20 protein-coding genes are annotated in these 23,473 nt (G+C 68.3%); 15 read left to right on the top strand and 5 right to left on the bottom strand.

Annotated elements, in window-relative coordinates:
- Positions 1-10 precede the first annotated feature (10 nt).
- The 3 genes from rsgA (at position 11) to ITJ55_RS03625 (ending at position 2,739) form a co-directional block, all read left to right on the top strand.
- Positions 11-1,141 carry a ribosome small subunit-dependent GTPase A gene (gene rsgA / locus ITJ55_RS03615; RefSeq protein ID WP_082486279.1) on the top strand — a complete coding sequence of 377 codons (1,131 nt, stop codon included), beginning with the start codon at positions 11-13 and terminating at the stop codon, positions 1,139-1,141.
- A 436-nt stretch (positions 1,142-1,577) separates the two neighbouring features.
- The gene (locus ITJ55_RS03620; RefSeq protein WP_228497744.1) at positions 1,578-2,339 is read left to right on the top strand and encodes an inositol monophosphatase family protein; all 762 of its coding nucleotides are present in this window, start codon (positions 1,578-1,580) and stop codon (positions 2,337-2,339) included.
- A gap of 259 nt (positions 2,340-2,598) precedes the next feature.
- Positions 2,599-2,739 carry a hypothetical protein gene (locus ITJ55_RS03625; protein WP_194594112.1) on the top strand — a complete coding sequence of 47 codons (141 nt, stop codon included), beginning with the start codon at positions 2,599-2,601 and terminating at the stop codon, positions 2,737-2,739.
- A 103-nt stretch (positions 2,740-2,842) separates the two neighbouring features.
- On the opposite strand, the gene ITJ55_RS03630 is transcribed toward ITJ55_RS03625, so the two are convergent.
- Both ITJ55_RS03630 and fdhA read right to left on the bottom strand, forming a co-directional pair.
- On the bottom strand, positions 2,843-4,366 hold the full coding sequence (locus ITJ55_RS03630) for an MFS transporter (protein WP_194594113.1): 1,524 nt from the start codon (positions 4,364-4,366) through the stop codon (positions 2,843-2,845).
- 146 nt (positions 4,367-4,512) lie between these two features.
- Complete coding sequence (gene fdhA, locus ITJ55_RS03635; RefSeq protein ID WP_056257180.1) at positions 4,513-5,733, bottom strand: formaldehyde dehydrogenase, glutathione-independent; 1,221 nt, start codon at positions 5,731-5,733, stop codon at positions 4,513-4,515.
- A 330-nt stretch (positions 5,734-6,063) separates the two neighbouring features.
- Between fdhA and ITJ55_RS03640 the strand changes: the two genes are divergently transcribed.
- From ITJ55_RS03640 to ITJ55_RS03695, 12 genes are read left to right on the top strand one after another with little or no spacing between them, the layout of a single operon-like run.
- Entirely contained in the window at positions 6,064-7,503 is a 1,440-nt protein-coding gene (locus tag ITJ55_RS03640) for a polysaccharide biosynthesis tyrosine autokinase (protein WP_194594114.1), read from the top strand.
- A 19-nt stretch (positions 7,504-7,522) separates the two neighbouring features.
- On the top strand, positions 7,523-8,149 hold the full coding sequence (locus ITJ55_RS03645; protein WP_228497558.1) for a low molecular weight phosphatase family protein: 627 nt from the start codon (positions 7,523-7,525) through the stop codon (positions 8,147-8,149).
- Positions 8,149-9,123: a hypothetical protein gene (locus ITJ55_RS03650; RefSeq protein ID WP_194594116.1), complete on the top strand. Its 975-nt coding sequence runs from the start codon at positions 8,149-8,151 to the stop codon at positions 9,121-9,123. The genes ITJ55_RS03645 and ITJ55_RS03650 overlap by 1 nt, the downstream gene beginning before the upstream one ends.
- An 11-nt stretch (positions 9,124-9,134) precedes the next feature.
- Positions 9,135-10,940, top strand: a complete 1,806-nt coding sequence (locus tag ITJ55_RS03655) for a nucleoside-diphosphate sugar epimerase/dehydratase (RefSeq protein WP_194594117.1) — start codon at positions 9,135-9,137, stop codon at positions 10,938-10,940.
- Positions 10,937-11,950, top strand: coding sequence for a UDP-phosphate glycosyltransferase (locus ITJ55_RS03660; RefSeq protein WP_194594118.1), 1,014 nt, complete (start codon positions 10,937-10,939; stop codon positions 11,948-11,950). The genes ITJ55_RS03655 and ITJ55_RS03660 overlap by 4 nt, the downstream gene beginning before the upstream one ends.
- Positions 11,943-12,908 carry an NAD(P)-dependent oxidoreductase gene (locus tag ITJ55_RS03665; protein WP_194594119.1) on the top strand — a complete coding sequence of 322 codons (966 nt, stop codon included), beginning with the start codon at positions 11,943-11,945 and terminating at the stop codon, positions 12,906-12,908. Before ITJ55_RS03660 ends, ITJ55_RS03665 begins: the two co-directional genes overlap by 8 nt.
- Entirely contained in the window at positions 12,905-14,161 is a 1,257-nt protein-coding gene (locus tag ITJ55_RS03670; protein WP_194594120.1) for a glycosyltransferase family 4 protein, read from the top strand. Before ITJ55_RS03665 ends, ITJ55_RS03670 begins: the two co-directional genes overlap by 4 nt.
- Entirely contained in the window at positions 14,158-15,219 is a 1,062-nt protein-coding gene (locus tag ITJ55_RS03675) for a polysaccharide biosynthesis protein (protein WP_194594121.1), read from the top strand. The genes ITJ55_RS03670 and ITJ55_RS03675 overlap by 4 nt, the downstream gene beginning before the upstream one ends.
- Positions 15,216-16,310, top strand: coding sequence for an NAD-dependent epimerase/dehydratase family protein (locus tag ITJ55_RS03680; protein WP_194594122.1), 1,095 nt, complete (start codon positions 15,216-15,218; stop codon positions 16,308-16,310). Before ITJ55_RS03675 ends, ITJ55_RS03680 begins: the two co-directional genes overlap by 4 nt.
- Positions 16,307-17,434, top strand: a complete 1,128-nt coding sequence (wecB, locus tag ITJ55_RS03685; protein ID WP_194594123.1) for a non-hydrolyzing UDP-N-acetylglucosamine 2-epimerase — start codon at positions 16,307-16,309, stop codon at positions 17,432-17,434. Before ITJ55_RS03680 ends, wecB begins: the two co-directional genes overlap by 4 nt.
- Entirely contained in the window at positions 17,431-18,669 is a 1,239-nt protein-coding gene (locus ITJ55_RS03690; protein WP_194594124.1) for a hypothetical protein, read from the top strand. Before wecB ends, ITJ55_RS03690 begins: the two co-directional genes overlap by 4 nt.
- Entirely contained in the window at positions 18,662-19,840 is a 1,179-nt protein-coding gene (locus ITJ55_RS03695) for a glycosyltransferase family 4 protein (protein ID WP_194594125.1), read from the top strand. Before ITJ55_RS03690 ends, ITJ55_RS03695 begins: the two co-directional genes overlap by 8 nt.
- Positions 19,841-19,883: 43 nt before the next feature.
- Here ITJ55_RS03695 and ITJ55_RS03700 read toward each other — a convergent pair whose 3' ends face one another.
- The 3 genes from ITJ55_RS03700 to ITJ55_RS03710 form a co-directional block, all read right to left on the bottom strand.
- Positions 19,884-20,831 carry an NAD-dependent epimerase/dehydratase family protein gene (locus ITJ55_RS03700; protein ID WP_194594126.1) on the bottom strand — a complete coding sequence of 316 codons (948 nt, stop codon included), beginning with the start codon at positions 20,829-20,831 and terminating at the stop codon, positions 19,884-19,886.
- Between the two features lie 65 nt (positions 20,832-20,896).
- The gene (locus ITJ55_RS03705; RefSeq protein WP_194594127.1) at positions 20,897-22,306 is read right to left on the bottom strand and encodes a hypothetical protein; all 1,410 of its coding nucleotides are present in this window, start codon (positions 22,304-22,306) and stop codon (positions 20,897-20,899) included.
- Positions 22,307-22,375: 69 nt separating this feature from the next.
- Positions 22,376-23,428 carry an LCP family protein gene (locus ITJ55_RS03710; RefSeq protein ID WP_194594128.1) on the bottom strand — a complete coding sequence of 351 codons (1,053 nt, stop codon included), beginning with the start codon at positions 23,426-23,428 and terminating at the stop codon, positions 22,376-22,378.
- Positions 23,429-23,473 lie beyond the last annotated feature (45 nt).

A 23,473-nucleotide genomic window follows, 5' to 3' on the forward strand; every position in this document is an offset into this window, starting at 1 on the left:
GCGGCGAACGATGAGCTGGTGGAGCGACGGCGACGAGGCCGACGACGAGGGCGACTACGCCCAGTACGACGAGAGCTCGGTGAGGGTGCGGCCGAACCCGAAGGGCAACAAGCCGCGCACGAAGCAGCGGCCCGCCTACGCGAACGCCGAAGAGGGCGTCGTCTGGACGGTCGACCGCGGCCGCTACGGCGTGCTGATGGACGCCGGCACCCCCGACGAACGCGAGATCACGACGGCTCGGGCCCGCGAGCTGGGCAAGAAGAGCGTCGTCACGGGCGACCGCGTGGGCGTCGTCGGCGACACGAGCGGCTCCGAGGGCTCGCTCGCGCGCATCGTCAAGGTGCACGAGCGCTCGACCCTCTTGCGGCGCAGCGCCGACGACAGCGACGCGGTCGAACGGGTCATCGTCGCGAACGCCGACCAGATGCTGATCGTCGTAGCGGCCGCCGACCCCGAGCCCCGCCCGCGCCTGGTCGACCGCTACATGGTGGCCGCGTTCGACGCCGGGGTCGAGCCCATCCTCTGCATCACGAAGACCGACCTCGCCGACCCGGCACCCTTCGCGGCCCACTTCTCGTGCTTCGACCTGCGCATCGTGACGACGACGTCGACGTCGTTCGACGAGGTCGCGCCCGGCGGGCAGGTCTCGCCGGCGCTCGACGAGCTGCGGGGCGTCCTCGACGGCCACGTGACCGTCACGGTCGGCCACTCCGGCGTCGGCAAGTCCACGCTGGTGAACGCCCTGACCGGGTCGCGGCGCGAGGTCGGGGTGGTCAACGCCGTCACCGGGCGCGGCCGCCACACCTCGTCGTCGACGGTGTCGTTCAAGGTGCCGACCGGCGGCTGGATCGTCGACACCCCGGGCGTCCGCTCGTTCGGCCTCGGGCACGTCGACCCCGCGAACATCCTCAAGTCGTTCGCCTCGCACGCGATCCCCGCCGAGGGCGAGCCGGTCGACGGCATCCCGCTGGCCGAGGCCCACGACTGGGAGATCGTCGACCGCATCGAGGCCGGCGAGCTCGGCGACGTCGGTCGCGAGCGGCTCGAGTCGCTGCAGTCGCTGCTCGCGTCGAAGGGCGGCGTGAGCGGGCGCGACCTGGCGGCCGCCGCGGACGACGCGCGCTCCGACGAGCTCGGCTAGCCGACCCGGCGTCGAGGGGCCGCGCGCACACGCCGCACCGCACCGCACCGCACCGCGATTCGTGCAGTACGCCCGGACTAGTCGCGGTGCCGTGCACGAAACGCGGTGCGATGACGTTCGGGGGCCCGCCCGTGCCGGGAGATGCGGTCCCGTGCCGTGCGCGACTCCGTGTCACCGAACACGTCGCACCGCGCTTCGTGCAGCACACCCGGACTAGTCGCGGTGCCGTGCACGAAACGCGGTGCGGAGCGAGCCCGGGAGGCGCGGGTCGAGCCGGCGGGCGGGTCGCGGACGAGCAGGGCGGGCTGGGTACGCTGACGGGGTGACCGATGCTGCCGAGCCGACCCGCGCCTCCTCGTCCGAATCCGACCCGACGACGACGGGCGCCCGCACCGCGGCGGCCGACCCCGCGGGGGCGGCGGCCTGGGCCGACGACCTGGCCCTCGCGCTCGAGCTGGCCGACCTGGCCGACACGATCAGCACCGAGCGGTACCGCTCGGCCGACCTGCACGTCTCGCTGAAGCCCGACCGCTCGCACGTGACCGACGCCGACCAGGCCGTCGAGCGGGCGATCCGCGAGCGGGTCGCCGAGGCCCGCCCGGGCGACACCTTCTACGGCGAGGAGTACGGCCACGACGCCCCCTCGCACCGCCAGTGGGTGGTCGACCCGATCGACGGCACGGCGAACTTCTTGCGCGGGGTGCCCGTCTGGGCGGCGCTCGTCTCGCTCGTCGTCGACGGGGTGCCCGTCGTCGGCGTGGTGAGCGCTCCGGCGCTCGGGAGGCGCTGGTGGGCGACCCAGGGCGGCGGCGCGTTCTCGACCGAGCACGACGGGCCGCTGCGCGTCTCGGGCGTGCGCGACCTCGCCGACGCCTCGCTGAGCTTCAACGGGCTCGACTACTGGATCGACGCCGGTCGCCTGCCGCAGCTGCTCGACCTGACGAGCAAGGTGTGGCGGACGCGCGCCTACGGCGACTTCTGGTCGTACATGCTCGTCGCCGAGGGCGCCGTCGACGTCGCGGGCGAGTTCGACCTGCAGCCGTACGACATGGCGGCCGTGGCGGTCGTCGTCGAGGAGGCCGGCGGGCGCTTCACGAGCGCAGACGGGCAGCCGGGGCCCTGGCACGGCACGGCGATGGCGACGAACGGTCTGCTGCACGAGACCGTCCTCGGGATCGTGGCCGCGCCTCCCGCCTGATCGCGCCGTCGCGCCCGGGGAGGCACCGCCCTTCGGGCCGAGGTTCATCCCTGCGACGGAGGGCGACTCAGCCCTGCGCTTATGTTCACGCAACGTCCGGGCCGCTTGACTGGTCGCACGACGTCGCCGGCCTCGCCAGGGGCACCGATCATCTCGGGCAGGGGCGTCAGGGGCTCCGCCGCCCGTGTCCCTGTCACGGGCGGCCGAGCCTCGTCCACAGCTCCACCGACCACGTCACCAGCCGACCGAGAGGCCACCCATGTTCGTCACGCCCGCCGCCACCGTCTCCGCCTCGACCAGCACCGCCGCCGGGTCGGTCGACCCCGCGTCGATCTCGCTGCTCGGCACCCGCCAGGTCGACGTCACGAGCTACGTCGTCGAGGCCTTCGCCCGCCTCTGACCGACCGGGCCACCTCCCGAGGAGGCGCGGCGCACGAGGGTGCGCCGGTCACCTCAGCAGCCCGGGCGCCTCTGACACCTCGATGCCTCCGACACCTCGATGCCTACGACGCCTCGGCCGCCTGGCCCACCTGCCCCTTCTTGCGGGCGCGCAGGTCCATCAACCCGAGCACGAGCGCCACGGCCACGAGGGCGATCGTGACGAAGAAGCCGTTGCGGTAGGCCTCGTGGTAGACGTCGAGGTCCGAGCCGGCGGCTCCCCCGGCCCCGGCGATGACCGAGTAGAACGTCGAGACCGCGGCCGCCGTGCCGATGGCCGTGCCGGCACGTTGCCCGACCTGCCCCATCGAGCCGGCGACGCCGCCCATCTCGACGGGCACCTCGGCCAGGGTCAGCGTCTGGTTCGGCGAGATGACGAAGCCACCACCGGTGCCGGCGATCAGCATTCCGACGCCCATCGCGTAGGGCGTGATCTCGCGGGGCGTGAGCACGGCGGCGAGCAGCAGGGCGACGAAGCCCACCGCCACCAAGACCAGGCCGAGCACGACGAGGCTGCGGCCGAAGCGGTCGACGAGGCGTCCGCCGTAGAAGGCGGCGACGGCGCTGGTCAGGGCGAACGGGATGGTCACCATGCCGGCGTACACCGGTTCGAGGCCGAGCCCTTGCTGCAGGTAGAGCGTCGTCAGCAAGAACGTCGCGGGCAGGGCGCAGAAGTACACCGTGGCGATCAGGGTGCCGTTGCGGTACGACGCCAGCGAGAACAGGCTGAAGTGCACGACCGGCGACTTGCCCTTCGCCTTGTAGCGCTGCTCCCACCAGACGAAGGCGGCGCCGAACCCGACGAAGCCGATCAAGAACAGCCATCGCAGCGGGTCGTCGCCCTGGCCCGTGGTGAGCACGAACGGCAGCATGAGGGTGAAGATCGTCAGCCCGAGCAGCACGATGCCGAACAGGTCGAGCTCGTTGTGGCCGTTCGAGGCCGTCCGGGTCTTGGGCAGCAGCTTCAGTGCGAAGAAGATGGCGATCAGGCCGAGCGGGATGTTCATCCAGAACAACAGCCGCCACCCGTCCTCGGGGCCGCCGATCGCGATCAGCAGACCGCCGAGGGTCGGGCCGAACGCGGTGCTGACGCCGATGATGGCGCCGAAGAAGCCGAAGGCCCGGCCGCGCTCCTTGCCCTGGAAGAGTTGCTGGATCAGCCCGAGCACCTGCGGCATCTGGATGCCGGCGGCGACACCCTGCAGGATGCGCGCCGCGACGAGCAGCTCGATGGTCGGGGCGAGGGCGCAGAGCAGGCTGGCGACGGTGAACGAGGTCAGGCCGATGACGAACATCATGCGGCGCGACTTGAGGTCGCCGAGCCGGCCGGAGGGCACGAGCGACAGGCCGAAGGCGAGGGCGTAGCCCGCGACGATCAGCTGCAGGGCCGTGGGCCCGGCGCCGAGCGAGGCCTCGATGCTGGGCAACCCGACGTTGACCTTCGACAGGTCGAGGATCGTCAGGGCGGCGACGCCGACGCATACGGCGAAGGCGCGCCACTTCTGGCGGTCCTCCTCCGAGCGGGCGGCGGAGGTGGGGCGCGAGGCGTCGGCGCCTCCCGGGGCAGGGGTGTCGGATGTCTTCGTCATGGGATCGTTCCGTCATACACCTTGCACGGCACGCACCGACGCGAGGGGCCGTGGGGCGAGGGCGGCCCGGGTGGGCCGACCCGCGCCTCCCGGGCGCCACCGGTCGACAGGACCGAGAGCCGAGGAGGCGCGGGTGGCGACGACCGCTAGGCCGCCTTGATCAGGTCGTTCGGGTTGAGGACGTACTTCGTGGCCGCTCCCTTGTCGAACTCGGCGTAGCCGCGCGGGGCGTCCGCGAGGCTGATCGCCTGGGCGTGGACGTTCTTGGCGATGCTCGTCCGGTCGTGCAGGATCGCCATCATCAGCTGCCGGTTGTACTTCATCACCGGGCACTGACCCGTGGTGAACGACAACGACTTGGCCCAGCCGGTGCCGAGGCTGAGCGACAGCGAGCCCTTCTGGGCGGCCTCGTCGACTCCGCCCGGGTCGCCGGTCACGTAGAGCCCCGGGATGCCGAGGGCGCCGCCCGCCGCGGTGATGTCCATCAGCGAGTTGAGCACGGTGGCGGGCGCCTCGTCACTCGATCCGCCGCCGTGCCCCTTGGCTTCGAAGCCGACCGCGTCGATGCCGCAGTCGACGAGGGGCTCCCCCAGGATCTGGTCGATCTGGTCGGCCGGGTCGCCCTTGGTCAGGTCGACGGTCTCGCAGCCGAAGCTGCGGGCCTGCGCGAGGCGGTCGGCGTTCATGTCGCCGACGATGACGACGCTGGCACCGAGCAGCAGGGCTCCGGTGGCGGCGGCGAGGCCGACGGGACCGGCTCCGGCGACGTAGACGGTGGAGCCGACCTCGACGCCCGCGGTGACGGCGCCGTGGAATCCGGTCGGGAAGATGTCGGAGAGCATCGCCAGGTCGAGGATCTTCTCCATGGCCTGGTCGGCGTCGGGGAACTTCAGCAGGTTCCAGTCGGCGTAGGGCACGAGCACGTACTCGGCCTGGCCGCCGACCCAGCCGCCCATGTCGACGTAGCCGTAGGCGCTGCCGGGTCGGTCGGGGTTGACGTTGAGGCAGATGCCGGTCTTGCGCTCCTTGCAGTTGCGGCAGCGACCGCAGGCGATGTTGAACGGCACCGAGACGATGTCGCCGACCTTGATGAACTCGACGTCGGGGCCGACCTCGACGACCTCGCCGGTGATCTCGTGGCCGAGCACGAGGTTCGTCGGGGCGGTGGTGCGGCCACGGACCATGTGCTGGTCCGAGCCGCAGATGTTCGTGGCGACCGTGCGCAGGATGGCGCCGTGGTTGACCTTGCGCCCGACGTTGGCGGGGTTGACGCCCGGTCCGTCCTTCAACTCGAAGGTGGGGTAGTCGACGTCGATGACCTCGACCTGCCCGGGCCCTTTGTAGGCGACCGCGTGATTCGTTGCCATGGTGATCCTCCTTGATCACGTGCGAGCACGGGGGCGTGCCCGTCGTCCGCAGGCTAGTGCGCGCCTCGATGTCGACGCATCGAATCCCAGGCAGCGCTCAGGTGCGGTTCACGCGACAGCTGTCGCGGTACGGACCTGCGCCGCCCCCCTTCGGGGGTCACTTCGCCGGGTGGGGTGACATCTGTACCCCGTCTGGGCGTCCCGTGTGTGAGTATTGGTCCCGGCGCAAAGCCGCGACGAGCCGTCAGGGTGCCGAGAGGCACGGCTTCCGCGGCGAACGCCCGAGCACCTGCCACGGTGCTCGCGCCGATCAGGACAGGACCCAGCCACGTGGAACTCCGTGACTACATCCGCATTCTCCGCAAGGGCTGGATCTTCATCGCCGCCCTCACGCTCGCCGGCATCGCCGCCGGGGCCCTCGCCTCGATCCTCGCCACGCCGACCTACGTGTCGTCGACCCGACTGTTCGTCTCGGTGCAGGCGCAGGACTCGTCCACCACGGGCGACGCGGTGCAGGGCAGCAGCGCGGCGCAGCAGAAGGTGCGGTCGTACGTCGACGTCGTGACGAGCGACGCCGTGCTCGACCCGGTGATCGACCAGCTCGGCCTCGACACGACCGCGGCCCAGCTCGCGACCGGGATCACGGCCGAATCTCCGCTCAACACCGTGCTGATCAACATCACCGTGACCGACACCGACGCCCAGCGGGCGGCCGACGTCGCCAACGCGGTGGGCGCCTCCTTGACCGACGTGGTCGTGAACGAGCTCGAGACCCCCGCCGACGGAGGCGCGAGCCTGGTCAAGATCGCCACGATCGTCCCCGGGTCGGTCGCCTCGGCCCCCGCCACGCCCCGCACCGCGCTGAACCTCGGCGTCGGCCTGCTGATCGGCCTGGCCCTCGGCGTCGGAGCCGCCGTGCTGCGGAGCACCCTCGACACGCGCATCCACGGGTCGCACGACGTCGAGATGGTGACCGACGCCCCTATCGTCGGTGGCATCAGCTTCGACCCCGGGGCGAAGAAGCACCCCCTCATCGTGCACGTCGACCCTCGCAACCCGCGATCGGAGTCGTTCCGCACCCTGCGGACCAACCTGCAGTTCGTCAACGTCGAGTCGCAGAGCCGTTGCTTCGTCGTCACGTCGTCGCTGCCCGGCGAGGGCAAGACGACCACGACGGCCAACCTCGCGGTGGCCCTCGCCGAGACCGGCGCCACGGTGGCGGTCGTCGACGGCGACCTGCGGCTGCCCCGCCTCGCCGACACGCTGGGCCTCGAGGGCGTCGTCGGCCTGACCGACGTGCTGATCGGTCGCGCCGACCTGCAGGACGTGCTGCAGCCGTGGGGCCGCGGCACGATGTACGTGCTGCCGGCCGGTCGCGTTCCCCCGAACCCGAGCGAGCTGCTCGGGTCGAAGGCGATGACGGCACTGATCGAGTCGTTGACGACGTCGTTCGACTACGTGCTGATCGACGCGCCTCCCCTGCTGCCGGTGACCGACGCGGCCATCCTCAGCAAGGTGACCGGTGGGGCGATCGTCGTGTCGGCCGCGGGTCGCACGACGCGCAACGAACTGCAGTCGGCGTTGCGCAACCTCGAGCACATCGGCAGCAAGGTGCACGGCATCGTGCTGACCATGTTGCCGACGAAGGGCCCGGACGCCTACGGCTACGGCAACTACAGCGCCTACTACGGCATGGAACAGGACGCCCCCGAAGCGGGCGTCGGCGACCTGCCGGTGGCGCCGAAGACGAGCTCGCGTTCGGGGAAGTAGGGCGGTGATGCCGTTCACGATGCCCCGCCCCACGTCGACCACCTTCTCGCTGCTGACCGTCTGCACGGGCAACATCTGCCGGTCGCCGCTGACCGAGCTGTACCTCCGCCGAGGCCTCTCGTCGCTCGACGACGTGACGGTGTCGAGCGCGGGCACCATGGCCGCCGACGGCGACGTGATGCCCGACCCGGCCAGGGCCCTCGCCCGGACGCTCGACCTCGAGCCCGACGCGCATCGGGCACGGTTCCTGTTCGAGCGGGACGTGCGCGACGCCGACCTCGTCGTGGCCCTCGCCCGCGAACACCGTCGGGCCGTCGTCTCGATGCACCCGCGGGCCAGCCGGTATACCTTCACGTTGCGCGAGGCCGCCCGCCTGGCTCGAGACGTGACCGACGACCAGCTGGCCGACGCCCTGCCGCCCGACGCGTCGACGGTGGCCGATCGGCTTCGGGCCGCCGTCGCCCTGTTGGCCTCGCGCCGGGGCTCGGTCGAGGCGCCGAACGACCCGACGGACGACGACGTCGTCGACCCGTACCGGCGGTCGGACGAGACGTTCGCCGAGTCCGGGCGCCAGCTGGTGCCCGCGGCGGACGTGCTCGTGGACCTGCTGACGCGGGCCGCCGCCCTCGGCGGGGGCGACCGCTGATGCCGGACACACGTCGCAAGCGAGGCTCCAGGTCACGGGCCCGGCGCCGGCTGGCCGTGGTGGGCATCGGGGCCTTCGTGCTCGTCGACCTCGGGCTGGTCGCCTTCGCGCTGACCCGCGAACCGTCTGGTCTGGCCGCCGATGCCGAGCCCGGCCCCACCTCGTCGACCGCAGCGGTCGGGGCCCAGCCCTCGGCGTCGCCCAGCGCGACGCAGTCCGTCGCGACCGAGGCCGTCCCTCCCACCCGGCTGCTGTCGGCCGTCGACGGCGACACCGCCTGGCGGGCAGAGGCCGGAACGTGCAGCCCTGGCGCGCAGGCCACGGCACCCTCACTCGAGTCGACGACGACGGCGGGTGAGACCTGGGCACCCTCCGCCGTCTCGACGGCGATCGCGCCGTCCGGCGTCGACCGGCTCGAGGCCACCGACGAGACGACGGCCTTCGTCGTGGGGCCGGCCGGGTCGACCTGCGCTCCGGCCTTCTCGCAGACGTTCAGCGGTGGCGCCGCCTACGCCGACTACCCCGACCGGCTGACCGGGTCGTGGTACGTGGCCCGGACCGACCGGGGCACCGTGCACTCCCCCGCGGGTGGCCGAGCCGCACCCTGCCCGGTCGTCGTCGACCTCGCGGTCGTGAGCGACGCCGAGGGCGGCGTGCTGTGCAGCGACCGGACCTTCTTCCGCACCCTCGACGGCGGCGACACCTGGGATGCGGGCACGGTCGTCGACGGGGCCGTCTCGGTGACCGCCGACGTGGGCACCTACCTCGTCGCCTCGGTGGGCGCGGCCGACTGCGCGGGCACGGCCGTGTCGGTGCCGTCGTCGACGCCGGGTTCGGCCGCGACCCGGGTGGGTTGCGCCCCGGCCACCTCCGAGACGCCGGGAGCGATCGCCCTGTCCGCCGGGACGGACGCCCTGTGGCTGTGGGCCGACGACGCCGTGCTGGTCTCGACCGACGGGGGCGTGACCTGGTGATCGACCGCTTCATGCAGTCACCGACGCGACGCACCGCCCTGCAGGTCGCGCTCGACGCCGTGTCGTGGGTCGTCGCGGTCGTCTTCGCGGTGTCGCTGCGGTACGACTTCAGCTACGAGACCGTCACCTGGGGCGCCGTCCTCGTCGTATGCACGGTGACCGTGGTCCTGGGCGCGACGCTGGGGTTCGCGACGGGGTTGTACCGGCGACGGTTCGTGCCGGGCAGCTTCGCCGAGGTGCGCACCATCATGCAGGTCGTCGTCGTGACGGGATTCGTCGTGGGCGTCCCGGTGCTCGTCTTCGGCATGGCCATCATGCTGGCGCGCAGCACGATGTTCATCGCCATGCCGGTCGCGTTCGTCCTGATGGGCGCCCTGCGGTACGTGGCGCGCCTCTACGTCGAGACCCAACGGCGGCCGGGCGACACCGCGCAGCCGACCCTGATCTTCGGCGCCGGGCGTCTCGCGAACCACCTCGTCCGTCGGATGCTGAGCGACCCGGAGTCCCCGTACCTGCCCGTCGGACTGATCGACGACGACCGCACGCGGGCCGGACTCCGCATCGAGGGCGTGCGCGTGCTCGGCACGCGTCACGACCTGGTCGCGGCGGCCGAGCGCACCGGGGCGAAGGCGATCATCGTCGGCATCGCCAAGGCCGACGCACCCTTCTTGCAGGACGTCACCGACCGGGCCGCCGAGGCCGGGTTGCGCGTGATGGTGCTGCCCCTGCTCGACGAGATCCTCGAGGGCAAGTCCCGCCTCGGCGACGTCCGCGACATCGCGATCGAGGACATCATCGGTCGCCACCCGGTCGACACCCAGGTCGAGTCGATCGCGGGCTACCTGGCCGGCAAGCGCGTGCTGGTGACCGGCGCCGGCGGCTCGATCGGCAGCGAGCTGTGTCGCCAGATCGCCCGGTTCGGCCCGGCCGAGCTGATCATGCTCGACCGTGACGAGACGGGGCTGCAGCAGTCGCAGCTGTCGATCTCGGGCAACGGCCTGCTCGACACGCGCGAGGTCGTGCTGGCCGACATCAGGGACCCGGAGGCGCTGCGAGCGATCTTCGCGGACCGTCGACCCGAGGTGGTCTTCCATGCGGCGGCGTTGAAGCACCTGCCGATGCTCGAGCAGTACCCCGACGAGGCGTGGAAGACGAACGTGCTGGGCACGCAGAACGTGCTCGACGCGAGCAAGTCCGTCGGGGTGACGACCTTCGTCAACATCTCGACCGACAAGGCCGCCAACCCGACGAGCGTGCTCGGCCACTCGAAGCGCCTCGCCGAGCGGCTGACGGCGTGGACGGCGGACGAGACCGGAGCCCGCTACCTCTCGGTGCGCTTCGGCAACGTGCTCGGCAGCCGCGGCTCGATGCTGCCGGTCTTCACCTCGCTGATCGAGGCCGGTGGCCCGTTGACCATCACGCACCCCGACGTGACCCGCTTCTTCATGACCATCCCCGAGGCGTGCCACCTGGTCGTCCAGGCCGGTGGCATCGGCTCCCCCAGCGAGGTGCTCATCCTCGACATGGGCGAGCCGGTGAAGATCCTCGACATCGCCGAGCGCATGATCGCCATGTCGGGCCGCGACATCGGCATCGTCTACACGGGTCTGCGCGACGGCGAGAAGATGCACGAAGAGCTCGTGGGCCTCGGCGAGAGCGACAACCGCCCGGTGCACCCGAAGATCTCGCACACGTCGGTGCCGGCGCTGCACCCGTCGCACCTCGACGGCGTCCACGCGGGTTCGGGCCCGTGGACGGCCGAGCTCATGCAGCCCGCCACGTCGCAGGCAAGCAGGCACGTCGAGGACTCCGCGTGAGCGACGGCGCCTGGATCGCCGCCGCAGTGGCCCTGAGCCTCTCGGCTCTCCTGCCCTTCGCCCTCCGCCCCCTCCTCACCCGGTTCGCCGTCGTGGACATCCCCGTCGGGAGGTCGTCCCACGTCCGGCCGACCCTGCGTGGCGGTGGCATTGCACCGGGAATCGGCATCGTCCTGGGCGCACTCGTCCTGGCCGCCGCGGTCCCAGGTGTCCCCGGCTCACTGTTGGTCGTGATCGCTCTCGCCAGTGCGGCCTTCGCGGTGCTCGGTCTGGTGGACGATGTGCGCAGCCTCGGTTCGCTGAGCCGAGCCGTCGTGCAGGTCGTCGTCTCCACGGCGGCGTGTGTCGCGATCGTGGGTCTCACGAACGGGCCCTGGTGGCTCTACGGCCTGGGCCCGATCGCCGTCGCGGGCTACGTCAACGTCGCCAACTTCATGGACGGCATCAACACGGTGTCCGGCCTGCACGGGGCCACGGTCGGCTGCTCGTTGGCCGTCAGCGGGGTGCTGGGTGATCAGCCGTGGCTCGTCGGGCTGGGCGCGTGCATCGCCCTGGCGTTCGTGGCGTTCGTCCCCTGGAACGTGATGGGCCGAGGCATGTTCCTCGGCGACGTGGGCAGTTACCTCCTGGGCGGGACCATCGCCGTCGCCGCCGTGGCCGCCGTCGCGGTCGGCGTGCCGCTGATCGCCGTCCTCGGCCCTCTCGTGCCCTACCTCGCCGACACGTCGAGCACGCTGCTGCGTCGGGTCGCGAGAGGCGAGCGCTGGTTCGAGGCGCACGACACCCACGTCTACCAGCAGCTGGCCCGCCGCCACGGCCACGTGCCCGCCTCGTCCGTCGTCACCCTGGCGACGGTGGCCGGTGCCGCCGCCGGTCAGCTCGCCTTCGCCGGCCCGGTCGGCGGGGCGGCAGCCATCGTCTCGTTCGTCCTGATCACGAGCGTCTACCTGACCCTCCCCCGGTGGTCCGACCGAGCACAGCAGCGAAAGGCCCGTCTCGAGCATGCCTGACACCCACGACCGGACCACCTGGGCGGTGCTCGGAGCCAGTGGCTTCGTCGGCAGCGTCATCGCCGAGTACGCGCGCGCACACGACATCCATGTGCTGGACGTCGTCGCCCCACGCCTCGCGGCCCCGAGCACGACCGCGTCGTCGGCTCGAGAGTCCGCAGCGGGGGCGAGGGTCGCCGAAGACGAACTCGTCGTCGCGTTCGCCGGGGCCCGGGTCGTGGTCAACGCGGCAGGTCTCGCCACCCCCGACTCCGAGCTGTCGCCCTCCCTCGTCGGTGCCAACTCCGCCTTGCCGCTCGTCGCGTTCTCCGCCGCACGACGCGCCGGGGTCGAACGGTTCGTTCACCTGAGCTCCGCCGCCGTCCAGGGTCCCGTGGCGGTCCTCGACGAGTCGACGGAGACGATGCCGTTCTCGCCGTACTCTCAGAGCAAGGCCTGGGGCGAGCATCTGCTCGTCGAGGCGGACGACGCGGGCAGCCAGGACGACGTGACCGAGCTCGTCGTCGTCCGCGCCACGTCGGTGCAGGGCGCAGGCCGTCCCACGACGACTCGCCTCCGCCGTCTCGCGGCGTCGTCCTTCGCGTCGGTCGCCGCCCCCGGTGACGCCCCGACGCCGGTGACCAGCGTCGCAGCCCTGGCCGAGTTCGTGACGGCGGTCGGCGCCTTCGAGGGGCGGGTGCCCGTCGTCGTCCTGCAGCCCTGGGAGGGGCTCACCGTCACCTCCGTACTCGAGGCCGCCGGCCGACGGTCGCCCCGGCGCCTGCCACGCGCGTTGTGCCGGTTCGTCGTCGGTTCGGCTCGCGTCGTGTCGCGGTTGCTCGGTGGGCGCCTGGCAGGACCCGTCCGGCGCGTCGAGCTCATGTGGTTCGGCCAGGGCCAGACGAGCGGTTGGGCCGACAGCGTCGGCATCCGTCCGCGCCCCGTCGTCGCCGACCTGCTCCGCGGGAGCGACGCATGAAGATCGGCATCCTGACCCAGTGGTACGACCCCGAGCCCGGCCCGGCCGCCATCCCGGGCGTCCTCGCCCGGCAGTTCGCGGCGGCGGGTCACGAGGTCCGGGTCCTCACGGGGTTCCCGAACTACCCGACAGGTCGTGTGTACCCTGGTCACCGTCAGACGTGGCGCACGACGAGCCGGGCCGACGGTGTGACAGTCACGCGCGTCCCCCTGTACGCGAGCCACGACTCGTCCGGCGTGGGGCGCGCGCTGAACTACCTGAGCTTCGCGGTGTCGGCCACGGTCCTGGGGGCGAGGTCGCTCCGTGGCTGCGACATGGTCTGGGTCTACAACTCGCCCGTAACCGTGGCCCTGCCGCTGCTGGTCCACACCCGCTGGGGGCGCCTCCCGTACTTCTTGCACGTCCAGGACCTGTGGCCCGACTCGCTCGTGCACAGCGGGATGTTCCCCGACGGCGGTCTGGGCCGCATCGCGCTGTCCGTCGTCTCGAAGGCGGTGTCGCTGACCGAGCGCCTGGCGCGTCGGGTCGGCGTGATCTCGCCGAGCGTCGCAGACCTCATCCAGAGCCGTAATCCCGCCGTCGGCCCCAGCGACGTCGTGTACGTCCCGAACCCGACCGACGAAGGCCTGTTCACGTTCGGTGAGGTGCGTGAGCGTCGTGGCGGGGAGCCGTTCGTCCTGATGTACTCGGGTGCGATCGGTGACGTCCAGGGGCTCGACGGCGTCGTCGAGGCCGTGGGGTCGCTGTCGTCGGACGTCGACCTGCGGCTCGTCCTCGTCGGTGACGGCATCGCCCTCGATCGCCTCAGGGCCCTCGCCGCCCGGGTCGACGGGGCAGGGCGCATCGAGTTCGTCGGCCGCGTGCCGAAGGAGCAAGTGCCCGGGCTGATGCGGCAGGCCCACGCACACCTGGTGTCACTCGGCACGTCGGAGTTCCTCGAACACACGACACCGAGCAAGATCCCGTCGTTGCTCGCCTCCGGGGCGGTCGTCCTGGGGGTCATCGCCGGCGACGGTGCCCGGCTGATCGCCGAGTCGGGCGCCGGCACCGTCGTGCCGCCCGGCGACGCTCTCGCGTTGCAGACCGCCCTGGTCTCGTTGACCCGCCTCACGACGGACGACCTCAGGGGTCGAGGTCGATCGGGTCGCCGACACTACGAGACCCACTTCTCCGCCGAGCGAGCGGCGGACGCCATCCTCTCGGCGACGTTCCCCCAGAGTTCCGACCAGCACGCCACGAAGGACCGATCTTGACCTCTCATGCCACTGCCGACTACGCCGGCAAGAAGATCCTCATCACGGGCGGCACCGGCTCGTTCGGCCGGACGGTGACGCAGAAGCTGCTGGGCCGTGGGGTCGGTGAGGTGCGCGTCCTGAGCCGGGACGAGGCCAAGCAGGACCAGATGCGTCACGACCTGGGCGACGCCCGGGTGCGTTTCTACGTCGGTGACGTCCGTGACTACCTGAGCGTCGAGCGAGCCACCCGCGACGTCGACTACGTCTTCCACGCTGCCGCACTGAAGCAGGTGCCCTCGTGCGAGTTCTTCCCCATCGAGGCGGTCAAGACCAACGTGCTCGGCAGCGAGAACGTCGTGCGGGCGAGCGAAGCAGCCGGGGTGTCGTCGCTCGTGTGCCTCAGCACCGACAAGGCCGTCTATCCCGTGAACGCCATGGGCATGAGCAAAGCCATGATGGAGAAGGTCGCGCAGTCGCACGGTCTCAACAATCCGAACGCCGTCACGACGGTGTCGTGCGTCCGGTACGGCAACGTCATGTACTCGCGCGGATCGGTGATCCCGCTGTTCATCTCCCAGCTCAAGGCCGGCAAGGACCTCACGGTGACCGACCCGTCCATGACGCGGTTCATGATGTCGCTGCCGTCGTCGGTCGACCTCGTCGAGCACGCGTTCGTGAACGCGCGCCAAGGCGACCTCTTCATCCGGAAGGCGGCTGCCTGCACGATGGGAGATCTCGCGCAGGCCGTCGTCAACGTCTTCCGCAGCGATCGACGGGTCACCGTGATCGGCACCCGCCACGCCGAGAAGGTGTCGGAGGCGCTGGCCAACCGCGAAGAGCTCTCGCGGGCAGAGGACATGGGCGATTACTTCCGCATCTCCGCGGACAAACGCGACCTGAACTACAGCGCGTTCTTCGAAGAAGGAGATCCGCAGCAGGTCGAGTACGCCGATTACGACTCTCACACCGTCGACCGGATGACCGTGTCGGACGTCGAGCGGATGCTGCTGTCCCTGCCCGAGGTGCGTGCCGAACTCGCCCTCGCCGGCATCGACGCCGCGGGACGGTCCGCATGAAGGTCGCCATGACCGGGGCCGGCGGGTTCGTGGGCTGGCACACCCGCGCCTACCTGCACTCCGTCGGCGAGCGGGACGTGCACCCGTTCGCCGTCGGCTCGGCCTTCGATCCGGGTGCCGCGACGGCAGCGGTCACGGGGGCGGATCGGCTGCTGCTGATCGCCGGCGTGAACCGGGGCAGTGACGCCGAGGTGAGGGACGGCAACCTCCTGTTCGCCGAACAGGTGGCGGCGACCCTCCGAGCCATCGAGGCGCCGCCCCGGCTGGTGGTGTTCGCCAACTCGACCCAGGTGGGCAACGGTTCGGTGTACGCCCGGGCCAAGCACGACGCCTCGGAGGTCGTGCGGGCCGCCGCCGACGCCGTGGGCTCACGCTTCGTCGACGTTCGGCTGCCCAACCTCTTCGGTGAGCACGGTCGACCGTTCTACAACTCGGTCACGGCTACGTTCTGCCACCTGGTGAGCCGCGGCGAGACACCGGTGGTAGACAACGACAAAGAGTTGCAGCTGCTGCACGCGCAGCACGCCGCCGAGGCCCTGGTGGAGGGGTGGCCGGCCGACCGTCTCGACGACCGCACGACCGTGTCGACCGTATCGACGCTGCTCTCGACCCTCTCGGCCTTCGCAGGCGCCTACGCGCGGGGCGACGTGCCGGCACTGCTCGACGACTTCGAGCGAGACCTGTTCAACACCTATCGCTCGTTCGCCTTCGAGGTCTCGCCGAGGCTCGCCCTGCGTCAGAACACCGACGATCGGGGAAGCTTCACCGAGGTGATCCGGTCGCACGGTGGCTCGGGGCAGACCTCGTTCTCGACCACGGCGCCGGGGGTCACGAGAGGCCAGCACTACCATCGACGCAAGATGGAGCGGTTCACGGTGCTCGCCGGCTCGGCGGACATCCGCCTCCGTCGCTTGTTCTCGGACGAGGTCGTGACCGTCGAGGTGACCGGCGACGATCCGTGTTCGGTCGACATGCCGACCTTCTGGGCGCACTCGATCACGAACACCGGCGACGACGTGCTCTACACGATGTTCTGGTCGAACGAGATCTTCGACCCTGCAGCCCCCGACACCATCCCGGAGACCGTATGACCACCCCCACCTCTCGTCTCAAGGTCGTCACCGTCGTCGGCACGCGGCCCGAGATCATCCGCCTGTCGGCCGTGATCAAGCGCCTCGACGAGCACGTCGACCACGTGCTGGTGCACACCGGCCAGAACTACGACTACGAGCTCAACGAGGTGTTCTTCGAAGACCTCGGGCTGCGCCGCCCCGACCACTTCCTCGAGGCGGACACGTCCTCGCTCGGAGCCGTGCTGGGCAGCATCCTCGTCTCGATCGAGCAGGTGCTCGTCGAGGAGCGACCTGATGCCTTCTTGGTGCTCGGCGACACGAACAGCAGCATTTCGGCGGTCATCGCCAAGCGCATGAAGATCCCGGTCTTCCACATGGAGGCCGGCAACCGCTCGTTCGACGAGAACGTGCCCGAAGAGACGAACCGTCGACTCGTCGACCACGTGGCCGACTACAACCTCGTCTACACCGAGCACGCCCGCCGCAACCTGCTCGCCGAGGGCCTGCACCCGTCACGCATCCGCCTGACGGGTTCACCGATGAAGGAGGTGCTGGCCCAGAACGAGGACGGCGTCGCCGCGAGCACCGTCCTCACCGACGAGGGGCTCGAGCCGGGCGGCTACTTTTTGGTCAGCCTGCACCGTGAAGAGAACGTCGATCATGCCGGCCGTCTCGAGTCGATCCTGCGTGGCTTGAACGATCTCGGCGACCAGTACGACCTGCCGGTGTTGGTGTCCACGCATCCGCGGACACGCAAGCGTCTGGAAGCCCTCGACGGCTCGTTCGATCGCCTGCGGTTCCACAAGCCCTTCGGGTTCCACGACTACCTGGCCCTGCAGAAGTCGTCACGTCTCGTCCTGTCCGACAGCGGCACCATCGCGGAAGAGTCGTCGCTGCTCGAATTCCCCGCCGTCACGCTGAGGGACGCCATCGAACGCCCCGAGGCAGAGGACACCGGCAGCATCGTTTTGACGGGTACAACGCCGGCTGCGATCCTTCGCGCGGTGACGTACGTGCTGTCGAGCGGCTCGACGGGCACTGTTCCGATCGACTACCAGATCGACGACACGTCTCATCGGGTAGTCGGTGTCATCGTGTCCACAGCCCCCACGCACCACGCCCGCAGTGGCGTGAGGGCGTGAGCTCGAGCCTGGCGAGACGCTTGACAGGCACGAGGTCACTGGGCCTGGCGATCGGGGACCAGGCAGTCTCAAGCCTGACCAACGTCATCGCTGTCCTCGTCGTGGCACGCCAACTCGACGCCGCGTCGTTCGGGAGCTTCTCACTCACGTATGTCGTTCTCACACTCTTTCTTGGTGTCGGTCGTGCGTTCTTCGGGCTCCCACTGTCGTTGTCGGCACGAGCCGGGGGGGCTTCGTCGCGCCGGCTCTTCGAGCAAGCTCTAGCGGCCTTGCTCGCTGCGGCACTTCCGATCAGCCTCGTCGTGTTCGGTGTCGGGTCGACCCTCTCCGGCTCGTGGCACGGATCGCAATCGGCGGCCATCATTGCTGTGGCTGTTGCGACGCCGCTCGTGCTCTTGCAAGATGTCGCTCGTTACTATGCCCTGGCCATCGGACGGGCAGGCACAGCGTTGTTGGCCGATGCGGTGTGGTTCGTGGGTGTCGTTGGGCTGTTCATCACTCCACTTCACTCGCTGGCTCTCTTCTCCTGGTGGATCGGTGCCATCCTCGCCAGCCTCGTCATCTTCACGGTGTCGTTCCACCCGAAGCCCGAATGGGAGGCGGCCGTCCAGGCGCTCCGCCCCGAGCGCGGACTGCGGACGAACGTATCGGGCACGGTCATCCTGTCGAACATCACCTCCTTGAGCGTCAACGGCCTTGCGTCCTCGAGATACGGTCTCGAACTGGTGGGGGGTCTGCGAGGCGCCAGCACGCTGTTCGGTCCCGTCAACACCTTGATCACATTTCTGGACTTCGCCGTGTTGCCACGACTCGTCCGACGGCCGGAAGCGAGCGCGCGGCGGCTGCTTCTGGCTACATTCGCCGCCACAGTCGCGTCCACCGTCCTCTGGGTGGTGGTGCTTCTCAACATCCCCGACGCGTGGGGCGTGTGGCTGCTCGGGGAGACCTGGCGAACGGCGAGTTCGATCTTTCATATCACTGCGGTGGAGTACGTCCTCCTTGTCTGCGCCGCGATACTCTCCCTCATCTTGAAGACGAGGAACGCTGGCCGCTCTTTGCTCGTCAGCAAGGTCATCTCGTCCGCCGCAATCATCGTCGGCGTCGCTGTTGCGCTCTTCGTCTCGTCAACGGTCCTCGGGGTACCTCTGGCCATCGCTCTCGGTGCGGGCATCTCGTGCCTTTCACTCGCAGTGTCCGTCCTCCTCACTTCGCCCAGAAGGAAACGCGATGCCTAATCACGACGTGTTCATCTCAACCGAAATCCGGCTCGACTGGAACGAGGATGGATCAACATCTTCGCCACATCCAGCTGCCGTCCACGCGAGATGGAAGCCTTACGTCGCCGCTTTGGGCTCAGTGAAGGTGGTGGGGAGACGGCGTCCCGCAGCGGGTGCCTCCACAGCGGGTCTCGTATCAGGCGATGGGGTAGATGTCGTCGGCCTCCCCTACTACCACGGTCTCCCAGCACTCATTCGCGCGATGCCACAAGTCATGCTGCATGTCTTTCGCCTCGGCGGCAGGGGGGACATATTCATCGGCCGGCTGCCAGAGCCGCTTTCCTTGTTGCTCTTTCTCCGGGCGCTAGCGGTCAAAGGGCGCTTCGTGTCACTCGTAGTCGCTGATCCTCGGCAGCTCGCCGTGAGCCTCGCCCCTGGACTCATCGGGCGGGTAGGCGGAAAGGTGCTTGCGCGCGTGACTCAGGCATGTGTCGCGAGGTCCACGGCGGTCGTCTACGTGACCCAATCCTGGTTGCAAGGGCTCTACCCGGCCCGTTCGGGAACCCCGGTCCTGGCACGAAGCAATGTCGCCCTCGACGATTCATCCTTTGTCGAAGAAGCGAGGCGCGGTCGCCTGGATGCCGGACGGATAAATCTCGTGACCGTGGCAACCCTCGAGAGTCCCGCGAAGGGAGTAGACGTACTCCTCGAAGTCGTCGCCGAACTCGCTCGGCGCGGGGTTGGAGCCACGCTCGACGTCATCGGAGGCGGCCGTGAACTCGAACACTTACAGGGACAGGCCGCTCATCTCCAACTCGGTCCCCAGGAGGTCCGCTTCCACGGTCAGCTCTCGTCGGTGACCGCTGTCAGAACATTGTTGGACTCAGCCGATATCTACGTCTCCGCGAGCCGGTTCGAGGGGTTGCCCAGAGCTGTCATCGAGGCGCAGGCGCGTGCCTTGCCAGTGGTGAGCACGAACGCAGGAGGAATGATCGAACTCGTTCCTGGGAAGCATCTCGTGGAGATCGACGATGTCAATGCGCTTGCATCAAGAATCGAGTACCTGGCCGCAAGTCCGGCGGCATACGGGGAAGCGTCTAGATCGAATCTGGACAACGCTCGGACCATCAAGGAATCCTCGTCGGAGGCACACCTGATTGAGTTCCTGCGCCACCACTTGACCACTTGAGGGCGCTACGGGTGCGGAGGCCACTCCTCTCGGGCCCAGCGGCTTAGCCCAGTTGCGCGCGGACCCAGTCAACCTGTTTCGAGATGCCATCCGAAAGACTCGTCCGCGGACGCCAACCGAGATACTCCTCGATTGCGGCCGTCGATCCGCCCGTTCGGAAAACATCCCCGGCGACAGCACCCAAACGACGGACGTTCAAGGCTTCGCCCGTCAGATCGCCCACCAGCGTCAAGACCTCGTTCATGGACACGTTGCTACCCCCCGCAACGTTGAGGACTATGCCGGGCTCTGTAAATTCGATGGCAGCTGAAATATTCGCGTGCACGACGTCGTCGACGTAGGTAAAGTCCCGAATCTGCCCACCCGTGCCGTATACCGATATCTCTTCACCCGTCAAAGCGGCCTTGATGAACCTCGTGAAGGCCATGTCCGGGCGTTGTCCTGGCCCGTAGACGGTGAAGTAGCGCAGTGTGATGGTCGGTACGCCGTGATTCCATGCGTACAGGCGGGCAAGGTGTTCACCAGCTAATTTTGTTACGCCATAGGGGCTAACTGGCTGAGGCGTTGACGACTCCAGAGTGGGGTGTGCCACGGCATTGCCATAGATCGAGGACGATGACGCGTAGACGAACTTCTTTAGATGCGATGCTGCTTTGGAGGCCTCCAATAGCCTCTGCGTCGCGAGAACGTTTCGTTGCGTGTAGACGTCAAACTGACTACCCCAAGACCCTCTGACACCAGGCTGCCCTGCTAGGTGAATGACGCGGTCGACCCTCTCAAGAACGTCTTCGAGGTTGACGTCAAGGAGATCCGATTCAAGGAACTCGAAGTTGTCAGCCGCAATCGAGCGTAGGTTCGAACGTTTAAGATTGACGTCGTAGTAGTCGGTCAAGCTGTCAATGCCGACCACGTCGTGGCCGGCTTGAGTAAGAGCGCGCACCGTCGAACTACCTATGAATCCTGCCGCACCCGTTACTAATATACTAGCCATTTACCTTAACTGTCCTAACCCGTTGCAAATCTGTGAAACGCCGATGACAAGTGCTTAAGATGGCCTTATCTGGAGGAACGACGGCGCAATTGGCCTGCGATTTTTGGCCGACCGGACCGATTGAGAAAAAGGCCGAATGCGAAGTAGACCAGGGCTAACACCAGGAGCCTCTGACCGGACCGCGCAGCAAATAAGAAAGTACCGCCCCAGAAAAGATCTAGAATACCTGCTGTGATTATTACGCATGCGCAGACCGCAACAAAGGAACTTTTCGAAGAGACATTGCGGGCCTGTAACCAGTTCTGCCATGAGTCAGCTCGAATGACCAATAGAACCGTTAGGGGAATCATCACTAACAAGCCCAGAAGGCCGAAATTGATGACCCACTCACCAGCGAAAAGTGCTGCCTCGCTGTAACCCGTCCCGATGAGATCTGGTCTGAAGAGATCTCCAAGTTCCGCCCCGAGACCCACGGGCTTCTCAGGCCAGAAAGAGCGCGGAACGAATATGACGGCCGTTGCCAAGAACGTTCTGCCCAGAGACAGCGCGAGTTCATGGTCGTGCGCCAGTGCAAGCAATTGGCCCATGCGGGCGAAGGGGCTTACGACGGATTCCAAGCCCGTCTCGTCCGCACCCCGCGTCGACGCGACCAGTTGAGATCGATTAAGTGCTAGAACTAAAAGCCCTAGCGGCAGGCCAAGAACAGTCGCCAGCTTGACCCATCGACTCCTGGCAGTCTGGCTCACAACAACTGCTAGTGCCACCGCCAGTCCACCTAGGACTAGACGGCCGCCGCCAGTGAACATGCCCTGAACGTAGAACCCGAAGGCAATAGCGACTACAACCGAGCGCAGCAGCCCGGGCCTTTCTCCCGCATGGAAGATGCTGACAGACAAAACCACGACGCCAGTGAAGGCAGCCGCACCAACCAGGGACGTTGACCCCAGTTCGAGAAGGCGGCCGAGGGAGACTCCTCCTATGAGAAGCCCGAGACCCAGGAAGAAACCGAACGTCGCAATCGGCAAGGGAAGCCGCTTCACGCGCTCAAACTCTTGATTCTTGTTTCGACGCTTCCAGAACGCGTTGTAAAATATCATTTGCGATAGCGCAATGATGACGAGAACCGAAAAGCCGTTAGCGACATCGTACAGCTTATACACATATGTTGTGTAGAGCGCAGGAAAATACACAAAGACTGTTGAGGCGATCATGTAAACGCCTGTGGGGGTGATGGTCGCGCCGCCACTTTGCCAAAAAGCCCGAGTCGCATGGAGACTCCCCAGCAGGGCAAGACACACCAGAGTCAGCTCATCCGATCCCGGAACAGCAACCCGTAAAGCCGCCAAGAGCAGAACCGCTGAGACCCACCAAAAGCCTTCCGAACTGCGGGGCTTCACGTTCTGGGCCGGAGTTTGCAGGCTGGATTCGGACTCCTTGACGGCGCTATCTGGCCAAGGTCGGTCTCGCGCGCTCACGACTGGCCCTCCGCGTGCGCTGTGACAAAGGGGCGGCCCGCATCACCACCGCAGCCTGAGTTCAGGTCGCTATGAACCAAAACCAGCCTCCAGGAGTGTGTCAGTACCCAGCGCGGACTTCAGTAACTCAAGGCCGGGCTGGTCGACGTTGACGATCGACTGGCCGCCGATCGAGCCGGTGCCGGCGGTCGGGATGGTGAAGAAGTGCATCGCCGAGCCGTCGATCGAGCGCAGGCCGAAGCCGAGCGAGGCGATCGTGCCGACGTCGAACTGCTTGTCGACGGTCAGGTAGGGCGACATGGCCGTGACGAAGGCCGAGATCTTGCCCGGGTCGGTCAGCGTCGAACGACTGAGGATCGTGTTCGCCAGGCCCTTCACGAACGCCTGCTGGTTCTTCACTCGGGTGAAGTCGGCGTCCGCGAACGCGTGCCGCTCGCGGACGAAGGCCAACGCGGCATCACCCTCGAGGTTGTTGACGCCCGCCGTGTACGAGTACTGCCCGGCCGAGAAGGCCTGCGCCGACGTCACGTCGACCCCGCCCAGCGCCGTCGTCATGCCCTTGAAACCCTCGAAGTCGATGATCGCGACGTGGTCGACGCGGACGCCCAGCAGCTGCTCGACGGTCTGGACGGTCAGGGGCGAGCCGCCGTAGGCGAAGGCCGCGTTGATCTTGTTCGAGCCGTGGTCGGGGATCGGCACGTAGAGGTCGCGCATGATCGACATCACGTAGACGTTCTCGCGGTCGGCGTCGACGTGCACCAGCATCATCGAGTCGGTCCGCTGGTCGGACGCCGAGGCGTCGTCGATCGTCGTCGCGTCGGCTCGAGAGTCCGAACCCATCAGCAAGATGTTCATCGCACCGTCGGACGTCGGCGCCGGGCGCGTCGACTCCGCCGGGAAGGCCTGGTCGATCTTCGTCGCGTTGTCGTCGAACGAGCTCGCGAGCCGTGCGGCGTAGACGCCCCCGACGACGCCGACCACCACCAAGACCCCGACCAGCACCGACGCCAACGTGATGAGCGCCACGACCGGCTTCGACAGGCGCCGCTTGCGCTTCGTGCCCGGGGCCGGCTCGCCGTGCCCCCCGTCGTCGTCCGAGGTCAGAGTGAAGATGTCGCTCATGCGGCCTGCTCCCCTAGCACTCGGTCACGGATCTCGGCCGAAGCT

It is taken from the genome of Frigoribacterium sp. VKM Ac-1396 (assembly GCF_015350895.1).
In the GTDB taxonomy this organism is placed as follows: Bacteria; Actinomycetota; Actinomycetes; order Actinomycetales; family Microbacteriaceae; genus Frigoribacterium.